Annotated in this window: 13 protein-coding genes; 11 read left to right on the top strand and 2 right to left on the bottom strand. The window is 46.5% G+C overall.

Annotation, left to right across the window (positions count from 1 at the left end):
• Positions 1 to 127: 127 nt before the first annotated feature.
• A complete protein-coding gene (locus ADH49_RS06025) occupies positions 128 to 967 on the bottom strand; it encodes a MurR/RpiR family transcriptional regulator (protein ID WP_048690723.1) in 840 nt (279 codons plus the stop codon).
• A gap of 267 nt (positions 968 to 1,234) precedes the next feature.
• Between ADH49_RS06025 and ADH49_RS06020 the strand changes: the two genes are divergently transcribed.
• The 11 genes from ADH49_RS06020 (at position 1,235) to ADH49_RS05970 (ending at position 12,299) form a co-directional block, all read left to right on the top strand.
• Entirely contained in the window at positions 1,235 to 1,558 is a 324-nt protein-coding gene (locus ADH49_RS06020) for a hypothetical protein (RefSeq protein WP_048690720.1), read from the top strand.
• Positions 1,548 to 3,497: a V-type ATP synthase subunit I gene (locus tag ADH49_RS06015; RefSeq protein WP_048690718.1), complete on the top strand. Its 1,950-nt coding sequence runs from the start codon at positions 1,548 to 1,550 to the stop codon at positions 3,495 to 3,497. The genes ADH49_RS06020 and ADH49_RS06015 overlap by 11 nt, the downstream gene beginning before the upstream one ends.
• Before the next feature lie 41 nt (positions 3,498 to 3,538).
• On the top strand, positions 3,539 to 4,018 hold the full coding sequence (locus ADH49_RS06010; RefSeq protein ID WP_023024938.1) for a V-type ATP synthase subunit K: 480 nt from the start codon (positions 3,539 to 3,541) through the stop codon (positions 4,016 to 4,018).
• Positions 4,019 to 4,103: 85 nt separating this feature from the next.
• Positions 4,104 to 4,694 (top strand): hypothetical protein, encoded by a 591-nt coding sequence (locus ADH49_RS06005; protein ID WP_048690716.1) that lies wholly within the window; start codon positions 4,104 to 4,106, stop codon positions 4,692 to 4,694.
• Positions 4,695 to 4,702: 8 nt separating this feature from the next.
• The gene (locus tag ADH49_RS06000; protein WP_048690713.1) at positions 4,703 to 5,713 is read left to right on the top strand and encodes a V-type ATPase subunit; all 1,011 of its coding nucleotides are present in this window, start codon (positions 4,703 to 4,705) and stop codon (positions 5,711 to 5,713) included.
• Positions 5,703 to 6,023 carry a V-type ATP synthase subunit F gene (locus tag ADH49_RS05995; RefSeq protein ID WP_023027501.1) on the top strand — a complete coding sequence of 107 codons (321 nt, stop codon included), beginning with the start codon at positions 5,703 to 5,705 and terminating at the stop codon, positions 6,021 to 6,023. The genes ADH49_RS06000 and ADH49_RS05995 overlap by 11 nt, the downstream gene beginning before the upstream one ends.
• On the top strand, positions 6,020 to 6,724 hold the full coding sequence (locus ADH49_RS05990; RefSeq protein ID WP_048690711.1) for a GNAT family N-acetyltransferase: 705 nt from the start codon (positions 6,020 to 6,022) through the stop codon (positions 6,722 to 6,724). Before ADH49_RS05995 ends, ADH49_RS05990 begins: the two co-directional genes overlap by 4 nt.
• A gap of 33 nt (positions 6,725 to 6,757) precedes the next feature.
• On the top strand, positions 6,758 to 8,548 hold the full coding sequence (locus ADH49_RS05985; protein ID WP_048690708.1) for a V-type ATP synthase subunit A: 1,791 nt from the start codon (positions 6,758 to 6,760) through the stop codon (positions 8,546 to 8,548).
• On the top strand, positions 8,535 to 9,932 hold the full coding sequence (locus tag ADH49_RS05980) for a V-type ATP synthase subunit B (protein WP_048690706.1): 1,398 nt from the start codon (positions 8,535 to 8,537) through the stop codon (positions 9,930 to 9,932). The genes ADH49_RS05985 and ADH49_RS05980 overlap by 14 nt, the downstream gene beginning before the upstream one ends.
• Positions 9,933 to 9,953: 21 nt before the next feature.
• Positions 9,954 to 10,577 (top strand): V-type ATP synthase subunit D, encoded by a 624-nt coding sequence (locus ADH49_RS05975; RefSeq protein WP_023024951.1) that lies wholly within the window; start codon positions 9,954 to 9,956, stop codon positions 10,575 to 10,577.
• A 549-nt stretch (positions 10,578 to 11,126) separates the two neighbouring features.
• Complete coding sequence (locus tag ADH49_RS05970; protein ID WP_048690704.1) at positions 11,127 to 12,299, top strand: LysM peptidoglycan-binding domain-containing protein; 1,173 nt, start codon at positions 11,127 to 11,129, stop codon at positions 12,297 to 12,299.
• 80 nt (positions 12,300 to 12,379) lie between these two features.
• Here the strand turns inward: ADH49_RS05970 and ADH49_RS05965 are convergent, their stop codons facing one another.
• Entirely contained in the window at positions 12,380 to 13,552 is a 1,173-nt protein-coding gene (locus tag ADH49_RS05965; protein ID WP_048690702.1) for a CynX/NimT family MFS transporter, read from the bottom strand.
• Between the last annotated feature and the right edge of the window lie 35 nt (positions 13,553 to 13,587).

The raw sequence follows: 13,587 nt of genomic DNA, 5'->3' as shown, positions 1-13,587 counted from the left end.
CGGAGGTGGGACGACGAAATCGAATTCTAACGAATTACCGATTTCTGTCCCACTCTCATTTTTTGTGGAAAAGAAAAACCAGAATGCAGAGGAAAGGATCCTCAGCTCCTGGTGATAAATCGGAAGATTAGCGTCTACGTGAATCGTAGCCATTGAGTTTTTTGTTTTCCCAATAGCTATTGAAAATTTTCTCCTTGCGCTCCCGATCCATTTCGAGAAAGTGAGCATAGATTAAATCAATCGTGGTTAAGAAGGGAAGGGTTGCCGTAATACGGTCGATATAGGTGCTTCCAGGTAGGGGAGCAACTGGTAAAATTTCCGTAAAGTCATCTTTGATAGCGTCTGGTTGAGCAGTAAGAAGAACGGTTTTTGCTCCCATTTCTTGAGCATCCAGGAGGCTGTGGATAATCGAGCGTGTAGTTCCCGACAGAGAGAAGGCAATGACCAGACAGGACTTATCCAAGATACTGGTCGTCCATGCAAAGCCGTCTTGATCGGTTAAGGCCTCACAAACAACGCCCAGTCGGAGAAAACGAAGTTTCATCTCAGAAGCGACCAATCCTGAGCTTCCTTTTCCAAAGAAGTAAACCCGATCTGCTTGAGTGATTAAGTTGGCGACTTCTTTGATTTGGTCATCTTTGGCTAGATTTTCTGTAGCCTGAAGGACCTGCTGGTAGCGACGCAAGACATCCTGGGTTAGTTCGTCGTGCGGGGATTGTTGCTTTTGAGATTTGGTTTCTTCGTTAAAGTGATAAATAAATTCACGGTAGCCTGTGAAGCCACACTTTTGGGAAAAACGGGTCAAAGCAGCTTTTGATACATGCAACAGTTCCGTCACTCTAGACGAGGAAAGAGAGTGTTGCTGTGCTTCAGGAGATAAAAAATAGTGAGCAATGTCTAACTCTAGCTCCGTCATTTCTTCTTGATGGCTCTTAATAATGCTTCGGAGATCACGATCTTGTTTCACAGCGGTCCTCCTTTCAACTGTGGTTACACCTGGAGAAAATCCTATAATATATTTCATAGTATAACATAAAAAACTGTGATATACAAGGAATACGACCAACGAATGACTGAAAGAAGGAACAGAATCAACATCTTTTTTGAATCGCCTTTGTTAAAAAAATAAGCTCTGGAAACAAAGGAAAGACGCTGAAAAAAGTTGTTAAAATATGTTATAATTTACACAAGAATTTGTTCCTTCTCGTAAAGGAAGAGGTAAGGAGGTGGAGTGATGGCCAACGCAACTCTAGAAATGATGCAAGAGATTGAAATGGCGGCAGAAGCCGTTGTCGCAAGTTACGAAGATCAGGTCCAAGATTTGCGCCAACAGTTAGGTGATTACCTACAGGAGGTAGCAGCATCCTATGACAAAGAAACCGCTAAGCTAGTAGCAGAGCGGGAAGAGTCCTCGAGAGCGACGATTGCTAGCTTGGAAGCTGACCTGGCAGTGACCAGTCAACGCAATGACGAAAAGGTGCAGCAAGCCATGACAGATAAGCGTGCAGCTTTGGTAGACGAAATTGTAGAAAAGGTGGTAGCAACCTATGGCAATTAGTCCAATGCAACACCTTTCTCTGGTTTTGCCCACAAATCTAATGGACGAGCTTCTCTTGTCGCTCCAGTCAGAGGAATCTGTCCAAATCTATGATTTGAGCGAGCAAGAGGATTGGCAAGTTGCCTTTCAGACGAGTGATGGGTCCAAAGGATCAGCTCTAAGAATGGATGAACTAAGACGTCGAGAAGAGCAGTTAGAAAAGGCCATACAGGCCCTGGAGCCTTTTATTCCTCAGAAGAAGGGATTAGAAAAACTAAAAGAAGCTCCCTTGTCCTTGTCTTTTCACGATTTAGAGTCTCATGGGGTCATCCGTGATGAGCAACGTCTTTTACAATCTGTACAAAAACAATTGGCTGTCTTAGCAAAGGCTCGGGATCGCATCCAGCAAGCCCAAGAGGAAATCGCCTCTTTAGAAAAATGGGGTACCTTGACGACAACACCTGACCAGCTCAAGCGTTTCCGTTATGTTCGTGGCTTAATCGGTACCATTCCGAATAGTGAACAGGATCAGGCGCGACAAGCCTTGCTGGCTCATCCAGATGTAGAGGTCGATGTGGTCTTCAGCTCGGAAACGGAGCATGGGGTGGTAGTCTTGTATAAGTCTGGGGATTTAACAGACCTTCAAGATACGCTGACTAGTTCGCATTTCAAAGAGTTTGACTATCAAGGAGAAACGCTACCAAAAGAACGTTTGGAGCAACTCAAGAGAGAGATCAAAGAACAAGGTGCTGTCGAAACAGCTACTTTGGAAACGCTCAGTCAAGCCAAGGAAGACCTCAACCAACTCAAGTACCAACTCGATTATGTCTTGAGTCTAGGAGCGCGGGAAGAGGCCAAAGGCTCTCTTGCTAGCACAGCCCACCTGGTTGCCCTAGAGGGATGGATCGAAACAGCTCAACTAGAAGCTTTAAAGGCTAAACTTCAAAAGGAATTTGGGAGCCAAGTCGTCTTGCAGACACGAGAGGTCACCCAAGATGAATGGGATCAGGTACCCATCAAGCTAAAAAACAATGCCTTGGTGGAGCCTTTCGAGTTGGTGACCGAAATGTACGCCCTGCCCAAGTATTATGAGAAAGATCCGACGCCAATCGTCTCTCTCTTCTACTTTGTCTTCTTCGGAATGATGGTAGCAGATATCGGCTATGGGCTCTTGTTAACGCTGGCAACTGGCTTTGCTTTAAAAGCTTTCCAGCTACAGCCGAGCGCAGCAAAAAACCTTCGCTTTTTCTGCCTCTTAGGAATCTCGGTAGCCCTTTGGGGAGTCGTCTACGGTTCCTTCTTCGGCTTTGAGATGCCCTTTGCTTTGATCAGTACGACCACCAATGCCATGACCATCTTGATCCTATCGGTTGTCTTTGGTTTCATCACCGTTCTGGTCGGTCTCTTCCTAGGAGGGATGAAAAACGTTCGCCTGAAAGACTACACGGAAGCCTACAATGCAGGCTTTGCTTGGGTCTTGATATTATTGGGCCTGATGCTTTTAGCAGTCGGAAATATCCTACCAGGCTTATCCTACCTAGTCCCCATTGGTCAGTGGCTAGCCATCCTCAATGCGATTGGGATTCTGGTGGTGTCCATTGTCAGTGCTAAGAAATTATCAGGACTAGCAGCAGGTCTCTTTAATCTCTACAATGTTAGTGGGTATGTCGGAGACTTGGTCAGCTTTACCCGTTTGATGGCGCTTGGCTTGTCCGGGGCCAGTATCGGTTCAGCCTTTAACTTGATTGTCAATCTCTTCCCAACCCTGGGACGGTTCACAGTCGGCCTTGTCCTCTTTGTCCTCCTCCATGCCATCAATATGTTCCTGTCCTTCTTATCAGGCTATGTGCATGGAGCGCGTTTGATCTTTGTCGAGTTCTTTGGCAAGTTCTACGAGGGTGGTGGCAAGCCCTTCCAACCTCTAAAACCGTCGGAACGCTATGTCAAAACAAAAAAATAATTCAGTAAATCAATTATACAAAATATTATAGGAGTATATTCATGGAATCTTTAGCTTCATATTTCTCAACTCATGGGGGGGCCTTCTTTGCAGCCCTTGGTGTAGCCATTGCAGTGGCTCTTAGTGGAATGGGTTCAGCCCTAGGTGTTGGTAAGACCGGTCAGGCTGCTGCCGCACTCTTGAAAGAACAACCCGAAAAATTTGCCCAAGCCTTGATCTTGCAATTGTTGCCAGGTACACAAGGTTTGTATGGTTTCGTTATTGGGATCTTGATCTGGTTGCAAATTAAGCCAGATATGGCTCTTGAAACAGGAGTTGCTTACTTCTTCACAGCCCTTCCAGTAGCGATTGTTGGTTATTTCTCAGCGAAACACCAAGGGAATGTCGCAACGGCTGGGATGCAAATCTTGGCAAAACGCCCAGAAGACATGATGAAGGGGGTTATCCTTGCGGCCATGGTTGAAACCTATGCTATCTTGGCCTTCGTTGTGTCCTTCCTTTTGACTCTTCGCGTCGGCTAATCTAGACACACCTAAGTCAAAGATGAGGAGGCTTCTCTTCGTCTATTATCGGTGGTGAAGAACTCCAAAGGAGGAAATAAAAACAATGACGGATTATTCCCAATTAAAGGATTCCATCCTTGAACAGGCCCATGAAAAAGGCCGGAAATTAGTGGCGGAAGCGACGGCTAAGGTCCAAGCAGAAGCCCAGTTGCAGGAAGCTCGTTTGGTAGAAGAAAAGTTACACCAACGGGCGGTTCAATTGCAGACGATTGAGCGCCACTTGCAACGTGAAAGCCAACAAATTGAAAATCAAAAGCGCCAATCGACACTGGTCACTAAGCAACGGGTTTTAAAAGAGTTGTTTGCGGATGCCTACCAGAAAATGGCGACTTGGTCACGTCAGGAAGAACTCACATTTCTTCACCGTATTCTTCCTCGCTATGCGGACCAAGCAACCGTCTTAACCCTGGGCGCTGTGACAGCAGAGAAATTGACAGATCAAGATCGTCAGGATTTGATAGAGGCTTATCCACAACTTCAATTAGCGACAGAAACTCTTACCCAAGAAGCTGGTTTTGTCCTTTCCTTTGGCAAAGTAGATGCCAGCTACCTCTACCGTGATTTGGTTGATGCTGTACGGGAGGAGCAGAGCTTCCATATGGCAGCCAGCATTTTTAAAGAAGAAAAAAACTAGGAGGGCCTATGAGTGAACGGACGTATTCTCAAGTAAATACCGGGATTAGTGTACGTGAAGCTAATTTTTTGAGCCCAGCTCAGTTTGATGCCCTTCTGAACAGTTCCGATGCAGAAGCACGTGCTAATCTCTTGCAAGGGACGGCCTATGCCTTGGAGGCAGATCAACTGCGTCAAGTCCAAGTGGTCGAGCAAGCCTTGATGAAGCACCTTCTAGCTGAGTACGATTGGGCTTATCAGGTAGCTCCAAACCCAGCTGTGGTCGACCTCTTTGCCCTCAAGTACACCTATCACAATCTCAAGGTCTTCTTGAAAGAGCGAGCAACGGGGCGAGATTTGAATTTCTTGTTATTGGATGTAGGTCCCTATTCCTTAGCGGTTCTTGAACAAGTAGCCAAGACCTTTTCTTCAGAGAACTGCCCAGATTTTATGGCTCAAGAAGTAGCAGCGACCTGGCAGGAATATGTCGACTATCAGGACATTCGCGTTCTGGAGATCGGCATGGATCTGGCTTACTTTGATCATCTCAAACGCTTGGCGAAAGACCTGGGGCATCCACTTCTAGAATCGCTGGTCACCTTGACCATTGATTGTTACAATGTCATCACTGTTGAGCGGGCCCTCAGCCTGAAAAAGCCAGGCAGCTTTATGAAGCAACTCTTGTCCGATGCAGGGACCCTCTCAGCAAGAGAAGTCATCCAGTGTGTGGAGCAGGGCAACCTCATCAGTTGGTTCCAACAAGTTAATCCCTTGCCTTATGATGTGGAACTGTCTCGGTACGAAGAGCAGATGAGAGCAGGGAGAGTGAGCGCTGAGACAGTGGAATACCTGGAGCATGTGATCAAGTACCGAATTTTGGAACAAGCTTCCTTTGAGACAGATGGCCCCTTGCCTTTAGCTCGCTATCTCTTCGGAAAAGAGCTGGAGGTGAAGAATCTTCGTTTGGTCTTAACGGGGCTAGACAATCAGCTTCCAATTGACAAAATAAAAGAAAGGATGAGACCAATCTATGGCCAGTAAAACGCAAAAAATTGCCGTTGTAGGAAACCGTGATGCCATCCTTCCTTTTCAGATGATTGGCTTTCAGACCTTTCCCGTAGCAGAGGCTCAGGAAACCATCAATACCTTACGTCACTTGAGCCAAGAAGATTTTGGCATCATCTATCTGACGGAGGATATGGCTCAGGAAATCCCAGATACCATTGCCCACTACGATCGGCAAGTAACCCCAGCCGTCATCTTGATTCCTACTCATAAGGGCTCGACGGGACTGGGACGGCAACGCATTCGCGATAATGTCGAAAAAGCAGTAGGACAGGATATTTTATGAGAACAAATGAATTTGGCCAAGCGATTGGCGATGCACTGCCGGATTTTACACCAGGGCGTTTGCCAGCTATTGAGCGGATCGAGGGTCGCTATACTGTGATCGAGCGCCTCTCAAAAGAAAAACATGGAGCAGATCTTTATCAGGTCTACGGGCCGGACTCTCCAGCAGCGATGTGGACCTTTCTGTTCAAAGGCCCTGCCCACAATAAAGAGGAGTGGGACCGCTTATTGGATGATCTCATGACAGATCAAGGTCGCTTTTACTATGCGATTGTAGACAAAGATTCAGGCAAGGCTTTGGGGACTTTCTCTCTCATGCGGATCGATCAAGCTAATCGGGTGATCGAAGTCGGAGCAGTGACCTACTCACCAGCGCTCCAAAAGACACGCATGGCTACGGAAGCCCAGTATCTCTTGGCGCGCTATGTGTTTGAAGATTTAGGTTACCGCCGCTATGAGTGGAAATGCGATGCCTTAAACCAAGCATCTCGCAAAGCAGCTGAGCGCTTAGGGTTCACCTATGAAGGCTGTTTCCGTCAGGCTGTTGTTTATAAAGGTCGTACCCGTGATACAGACTGGTTGTCTATCATTGACCAAGAATGGCCAGCTATCAAACAGCGCTTCGAAGCCTGGTTGGATCCAAGCAATTTCGATGCCAATGGCCAACAAAAGCAATCTCTAAGAGAGATAGCACAAAAGTAAAACAAAGAAACAAAGGATTCCCAGGAGGAATACATGACTCAAGGAAAAATTATTAAAGTTTCCGGTCCCTTGGTGGTCGCATCAGGGATGCAGGAGGCCAATATCCAAGACATTTGCCGGGTCGGCGATCTTGGTTTGATTGGCGAAATTATTGAGATGCGGCGGGATGAAGCCTCTATCCAAGTATATGAAGAAACGTCAGGAGTAGGACCAGGTGAACCAGTGGTAACAACCGGAGCTCCCCTTTCTGTCGAGTTGGGACCAGGTTTGATTTCTCAGATGTTTGACGGGATCCAACGTCCCTTGGAACGCTTCCAAGAAGTTACAGCCAGTGACTTCCTTATACGTGGAGTTCAAGTTCCAAATCTAGACCGTGACACCAAATGGACCTTCGAGCCAAGTGTGGCAGAAGGAACAGAGGTAGTTGCCGGAGACATCGTCGGTACGGTTCAAGAGACCAATATGGTGGAGCACCGTATCATGGTACCGTTTGGTGTTAATGGACGTGTGACCAAGATCGCAGCAGGTTCTTACACAGTGGAAGAGTCAGTTTATGAGATCGAGCAGGCAGATGGTAGCCTCTTTACTGGGACCCTGATGCAAAAATGGCCGGTTCGTCGAGGCCGTCCCTTTGCACAAAAACTGATTCCAGTAGAGCCTTTGGTCACCGGTCAACGGGTCATCGATACCTTCTTCCCAGTGACTAAGGGTGGAGCTGCAGCTGTTCCTGGTCCTTTCGGAGCTGGAAAAACAGTTGTGCAACACCAGGTGGCCAAGTTTGCCAATGTAGACATCGTAATTTACGTTGGTTGTGGGGAACGCGGAAATGAAATGACGGATGTTCTGAATGAGTTTCCAGAATTGATCGATCCAACGACTGGTCAATCCATCATGCAACGGACGGTTCTGATCGCTAATACTTCGAACATGCCGGTAGCGGCGCGTGAAGCTTCCATCTACACAGGGATTACTATTGCCGAATACTTCCGTGATATGGGCTATTCCGTTGCCATCATGGCGGACTCTACTTCGCGTTGGGCAGAAGCTCTCCGTGAAATGTCTGGTCGTCTAGAAGAAATGCCAGGGGATGAAGGCTACCCAGCCTATCTTGGTAGCCGGATTGCTGAATATTACGAGCGCGCAGGTCGGGTTAAGACACTTGGAACCACTGCGCGTGAAGGTTCGATTACCGCCATCGGTGCCGTTTCCCCTCCAGGTGGAGACATTTCAGAGCCGGTGACCCAAAATACCTTGCGGATTGTCAAGGTTTTCTGGGGACTAGATGCTCAGTTGGCCCAACGCCGCCATTTCCCAGCCATCAACTGGTTGAGTTCTTATTCCCTTTACCAAGATGAAGTGGGCCAATATATCGATCAGCATGAGCAGATTAGCTGGGCAGAAAAAGTGACCCGCGCCATGAACCTGTTGCAAAAAGAGAGTGAATTGCAGGAGATTGTGCGTTTGGTTGGTCTGGATTCCCTGTCTGAGAAAGACCGCTTGACCATGAATGCGGCCAAGATGATCCGCGAAGACTACCTGCAACAAAATGCCTTTGATGAGGTCGATACCTATACTTCCTTCAGCAAGCAGGTGGCCTTGTTGACCAACATTTTGACCTTTGACCAAGAAAGTCAAAAAGCGTTGGAATTGGGAGCTTACTTCACAGAAATCATGGAAGGAACTGTAGATCTTCGGGACCGCATTGCCCGGAGCAAGTTCATCCATGAGGATCAGTTGGCCACCATACAAGCTTTAAAAGAAGAAATCGTAGAAACCCTACACCAAATCGTCGCAAAAGGAGGAGTAGACAATGAGCGTGATTAAAGAATACCGTACTGTCAGCGAAGTTGTTGGCCCCTTGATGATTGTCGATCAGGTCGAAGGGGTTCACTACAATGAACTCGTAGAAATCAAGCTTCATGACGGAACGACTCGCCAGGGACAAGTCCTCGAAGTCCAAGAAGATAAGGCCATGGTCCAGCTCTTTGAAGGATCTAGCGGAATCAACTTGGAAAAAGCCAAAGTCCGCTTTACGGGACGTCCCCTAGAACTCCCAGTGTCTGAAGACATGGTGGGACGCATCTTTAACGGGATGGGCAAACCGATCGATGGTGGTCCAGAGATTATCCCAGAGAAGTACTTGGACATTGATGGGCAAGCCATTAACCCTGTTTCGCGGGACTATCCGGATGAATTTATCCAGACAGGGATCTCAGCCATTGACCATTTGAACACCCTAGTTCGGGGGCAAAAGCTTCCAGTCTTCTCAGGTTCTGGTCTTCCTCACAAGGAGTTGGCTGCTCAGATTGCTCGTCAAGCGACGGTGCTTAATTCGGAAGAAAACTTCGCCGTGGTCTTTGCGGCTATGGGGATTACCTTTGAAGAAGCCGAGTTCTTTATGAACGACCTTCGGGAGACAGGTGCGATTGACCGCTCTGTTCTCTTTATCAACCTAGCTAATGACCCCGCTATCGAGCGGATTGCGACTCCTCGGATCGCCTTGACCGCTGCCGAATATTTGGCCTATGAAAAAGACATGCACGTCTTGGTTATCATGACCGATATGACCAACTACTGTGAAGCCCTTCGGGAAGTCTCTGCTGCCCGCCGGGAGGTTCCAGGACGTCGGGGCTATCCAGGTTACCTTTATACTAACCTTTCAACCCTCTATGAACGTGCAGGACGCTTGGTTGGAAAGAAAGGATCTGTGACCCAAATTCCGATCCTCTCCATGCCAGAAGATGACATCACCCACCCAATCCCTGACTTGACAGGCTACATCACAGAAGGTCAGATTATTCTGTCCCGCGATCTCTACAATAGTGGTTACCGCCCACCGATCAATGTTCTTCCATCCCTTTCCCGTTTGAAGGACAAGGGTTCTGGTGAAGGCAAGACTCGGAAAGACCATGCGGCGACCATGAACCAGCTCTTTGCGGCCTATGCCCAAGGGAAACAAGCCAAAGAATTAGCCGTGGTGCTCGGAGAATCCGCCTTGTCCGATACCGACAAACTTTATGTCAAATTTACGGATCGCTTTGAGAAGGAGTACATCAACCAAGGCTTTACCACCAATCGGACCATTCAAGAAAGTCTGGATCTAGGTTGGGAATTGCTGGCTATCCTGCCACGGACAGAGCTCAAGCGGATTAAGGATGACATGATTGACGAATACCTCCCAAAAACTTCTCAGGAAGCACAAGCCTAGGAGTAGAAAGGAGGAAGTCAGATGGCACGATTAAATGTCAAACCCACTCGGATGGAGTTAAACACCCTCAAAGAGCGTCTGAAAACGGCAACCAGAGGACATAAACTTCTCAAGGACAAACGAGACGAGCTCATGCGACGCTTCATCGAATCGGTCCGTGAAAATGACCGCCTCCGTCAGAAGGTTGAGGCAGCTCTCATTGGCAATATGCAAGAGTTTGTCCTGGCCAAATGTCTGGAAAACGACCTCATGGTCCAGGAAATCTTTGCAGTTCCGACGCGGGAAGTCAGCCTGCATATCGAGACGGAGAACATCATGAGTGTGCGTGTGCCCAAGATGCATGCCCATATTGACAATCCATATGGAGACGATGAGGGAGACGTGGTCTACAGCTATGTGGCTTCCAATAGCCAGATGGACAACACCATTCAAGAAATGGAAGAGCTCCTTCCAGACCTGTTGCGCCTGGCAGAGATTGAAAAAACTTGTCAGCTCATGGCCGATGAGATCGAAAAGACACGCCGTCGGGTCAATGGATTGGAATATGCGACCATCCCCGATCTCAAGGAAACCATCTACTATATCGAAATGAAACTCGAAGAAGCCGAACGCGCCAACCTGGTCCGAATGATGAAGGTCAAATAAAATACAAAGCCGTTAAGCAACTCAAAGGAAAATAGGGAGCAGGACAGAAGCACTGTTGTATAGAATGCTTCGTTGTCCTGCCCCCACAAGGCTGATTAGGATTTTTCCGAGCTCTTAAAGCGAGAGAAAAATCCAATCAGCTACTGTGCCTTTGAAGTTAGTACTATTACAGTTTGCGTTTTACACACAGCATTTAGGGCGTGTTCAATTAATAAGATACAAAGCCGTTAAAACAGCACCTCAAGTGATGTCTACAGGACACGAACTTGGGGTGTTTTTTAGCCTCTATTCAACTGAAAAATCTTCTAAAATCCCTTCGTTCAGGACTCTCAAAGGCTTCTGATACAATGAATTTGTTTGATTATCCAAATAGTACTAACTGTCGTTAATTATTAAGAGATTGTAACAAGAAAGGACTAATGTTACAAATTAGGGTCAGTTAGATTAAAAGAAAAGAAGAGCCATTTTAAAGACAAAAAATGTGGTAGAATATTAAATGTATCTGTCTGGAGATAAATCTCCGATAATAAGAAAACGAGGAAAGAACGTATGAAGAAAGTAAATAAAAAAGCTTTGATCGCTTCTACTGTTGCTATGGCGGTCTTGCCATTTACAACTGGTAAAGCAGAATCAAATGGGGACTGGGTTGCCCGTTCTGTAGATGAAATTCGTGCAGATATTTCAACTTCAGAAAACAAACAAACCTACACAATCAAGTATGGAGATACCCTAAGCACGATTGCGGAAGCTTTGAATGTTGACGTAACTGTTTTGGCAAACTTGAACCAAATCAGCAACATTGATTTGATTTTCCCAGGAACTGTCTTGACAACAACTGTCAATGATCAAAACCAAGTGACAGGTGTAGAAATCCAAACTCCTACAGCAGGTAATGCAGACGCAACTGTGACAACTTCTGCTGATTTGACAAACAACCAAATCAAAGTGGACAACCAAACTGTTGCAGTAGGTGATTTGACAAAACCAGTAGCAGATGAAAGCAACCAAGCTGTAGAACTCCCTCAAGCACCTGCAGTTGTAGCAGCAGTGGCAGACCAAGTATCAGAAAGCTTGCCAACTCCAGAAGCGCCAGCTGAAACACCTGCACCAGCAGCTCCAGTAGCAGAGGAAGCGCCAGCACCAGTTGTTGAAGAAGCACCTGCGCAACCTGCTGCAGCGCCAGCTGAAGTAGCGGCTCCTGCAGAAGCACCAGTTGTTGAGGAAGCCCCAGCGACTCCAGTAGCTGAACCAGCTCCAGTCGTAGAAGTTCCAGCAGAACCAGAAGTTACTGCGGTTGCTTCAACACCACAATATGGTGCACCAGCACCAGTTGTTGATACGACAGCTGCAACTCCTTCAACAGCAACTCCAACTTCAAATGAAGGTCTTCGACCTCAAACAATTAAATTCAAAGAACAAGTGATTAATGAACTTGGCTTGACTGATATCGGTGGTTACCGTCCTGGTGACCCAGAAGATCACGGTAAAGGTCTTGCGGTCGACGTTATGGTTCCAGAAAGTTCAGAGATTGGTGATCGAGTAGCTCAATATGCAATCGATCACATGCAAGAAAATGGAATTTCTTACATCATCTGGAAACAACGTTTCTATGCTCCAGTAAATAATATTTATGGACCAGCAAACACTTGGAATGAAATGCCAGACCGTGGTAGCGTAACAGAAAATCATTACGACCACGTACACGTATCATTTTACGAATAATTAAGATATAGCAAAGAATCAGGATATTCCTGATTTTTTTGTATAAAAATAGATCCCATTGCTCAATGGGACCTAGCGGATTAAAGGATGATATCAGATTTTTCAACTTGATAGAGAGCCATACTCATAAACAAAGCAACAACAAGAAGAATAAGAATCCCGGGTGTCCAAGAGTGGAAGATTTGTTGGCTTGAACCAAATAAGATAGGCCCAAGTGCAGCAAAGACGTATCCTCCTGTTTGAGCTAGTCCTGAGAGCTGAGCAGTTTTCTCGGGAGAGCTAGACTTCATGGAGAAGGTGACCATGAGGTAAGGGAATAAGATACTCGTAAAACTTCCGATTAAGATATTCAGGATCAACCAGTAAATGAAGTTGTCTGTTTTCAGTAACAGCATGGCAATTCCAGTAAAACCAGCTAAAACAGTCGTTATCAGCATGATGCGACGGTTTCGTTTAGAAAGGCTGGTAGTGAGACTTGGAATGATCATAGAGAAAGGAAGACTCATCAGGGTGAATACAGATGCTAAAATTCCTGCATTGGCTTGACTGATGCCGGCTTGGGTTGCCATAGTAGGAAGCCAGGTCATCGTGGTATAGAATAAGAGAGACTGGAGACCACAGAAAAGCATGATGGCCCAAACCTTGCCATTCTTATACCAACTAGTCTTATTTTCATTAGAAGAAGAGCTTTTTTTCAAATAATGATTATGACGAGCATTGGGGAGCCAGATCACAAGTGCAAGCGTACAGACAACTGTCAGCACCCAAATCAGACCTTGCCAAGAGGTGGCTTGAGTGATAGGAACAGCGACAGAAGAAGCTACCGCAGTAGACAAGCCCATTGCAGTGATATAAAGGGTTGTTAAGAAGCCAAGACGTTTTGGTTCATTAGCTTGGATCAAGCTTGGTAGAAGGACATTGATAAAGGCAATAGCAGCACCAATCAAAAGAGTTCCCACATAGAGGAGAGGCAGATTGATGGTGCGTAGAGCAGATCCAATCGTCATCAGGATCAAGACTCCGAGAAAGAGTCGCTCAATCCCAAAGCGTCTCGCCCAGCTAGTAGCAAAAGGAGAGAAAATAGCGAATGTTAGGAGGGGTAGACTCGTCAAGAGGCCAAGAGAACTCACCTCGACACCAAAGCTAGCAGCAATATCTGATAAGACAGTGGAGAGGGTCGTAAATGGGGCCCGCAAGACCACTCCTAGTAAAAGGATCCCTGGAATGAGAAAACGTGAATGGTTTTGTTTCATAATGCGCCTCCTTGTTAAAATGAACAGTATCCGTA

The sequence above is a fragment of the Streptococcus sp. 400_SSPC genome (assembly GCF_001072745.1).
GTDB classification, from domain to species: domain Bacteria; phylum Bacillota; class Bacilli; order Lactobacillales; family Streptococcaceae; genus Streptococcus; species Streptococcus xiaochunlingii.
The sequence above is the reverse complement of the archived record's forward strand: the minus strand, read 5'-3'. Positions and strand labels throughout refer to the sequence as shown.

Coding starts and splice junctions, on each gene's coding strand:
- ADH49_RS06015 (WP_048690718.1), top strand. CDS start 1,548: ATGGCAATTAGTCCAATGCAACACCTTTCTCTGGTTTTGCCCACAAAT.
- ADH49_RS05980 (WP_048690706.1), top strand. CDS start 8,535: ATGAGCGTGATTAAAGAATACCGTACTGTCAGCGAAGTTGTTGGCCCC.
- ADH49_RS05995 (WP_023027501.1), top strand. CDS start 5,703: ATGGCCAGTAAAACGCAAAAAATTGCCGTTGTAGGAAACCGTGATGCC.
- ADH49_RS05985 (WP_048690708.1), top strand. CDS start 6,758: ATGACTCAAGGAAAAATTATTAAAGTTTCCGGTCCCTTGGTGGTCGCA.
- ADH49_RS06005 (WP_048690716.1), top strand. CDS start 4,104: ATGACGGATTATTCCCAATTAAAGGATTCCATCCTTGAACAGGCCCAT.
- ADH49_RS05965 (WP_048690702.1), bottom strand. CDS start 13,552: ATGAAACAAAACCATTCACGTTTTCTCATTCCAGGGATCCTTTTACTA.
- ADH49_RS05990 (WP_048690711.1), top strand. CDS start 6,020: ATGAGAACAAATGAATTTGGCCAAGCGATTGGCGATGCACTGCCGGAT.
- ADH49_RS05970 (WP_048690704.1), top strand. CDS start 11,127: ATGAAGAAAGTAAATAAAAAAGCTTTGATCGCTTCTACTGTTGCTATG.
- ADH49_RS05975 (WP_023024951.1), top strand. CDS start 9,954: ATGGCACGATTAAATGTCAAACCCACTCGGATGGAGTTAAACACCCTC.
- ADH49_RS06020 (WP_048690720.1), top strand. CDS start 1,235: ATGGCCAACGCAACTCTAGAAATGATGCAAGAGATTGAAATGGCGGCA.
- ADH49_RS06000 (WP_048690713.1), top strand. CDS start 4,703: ATGAGTGAACGGACGTATTCTCAAGTAAATACCGGGATTAGTGTACGT.
- ADH49_RS06010 (WP_023024938.1), top strand. CDS start 3,539: ATGGAATCTTTAGCTTCATATTTCTCAACTCATGGGGGGGCCTTCTTT.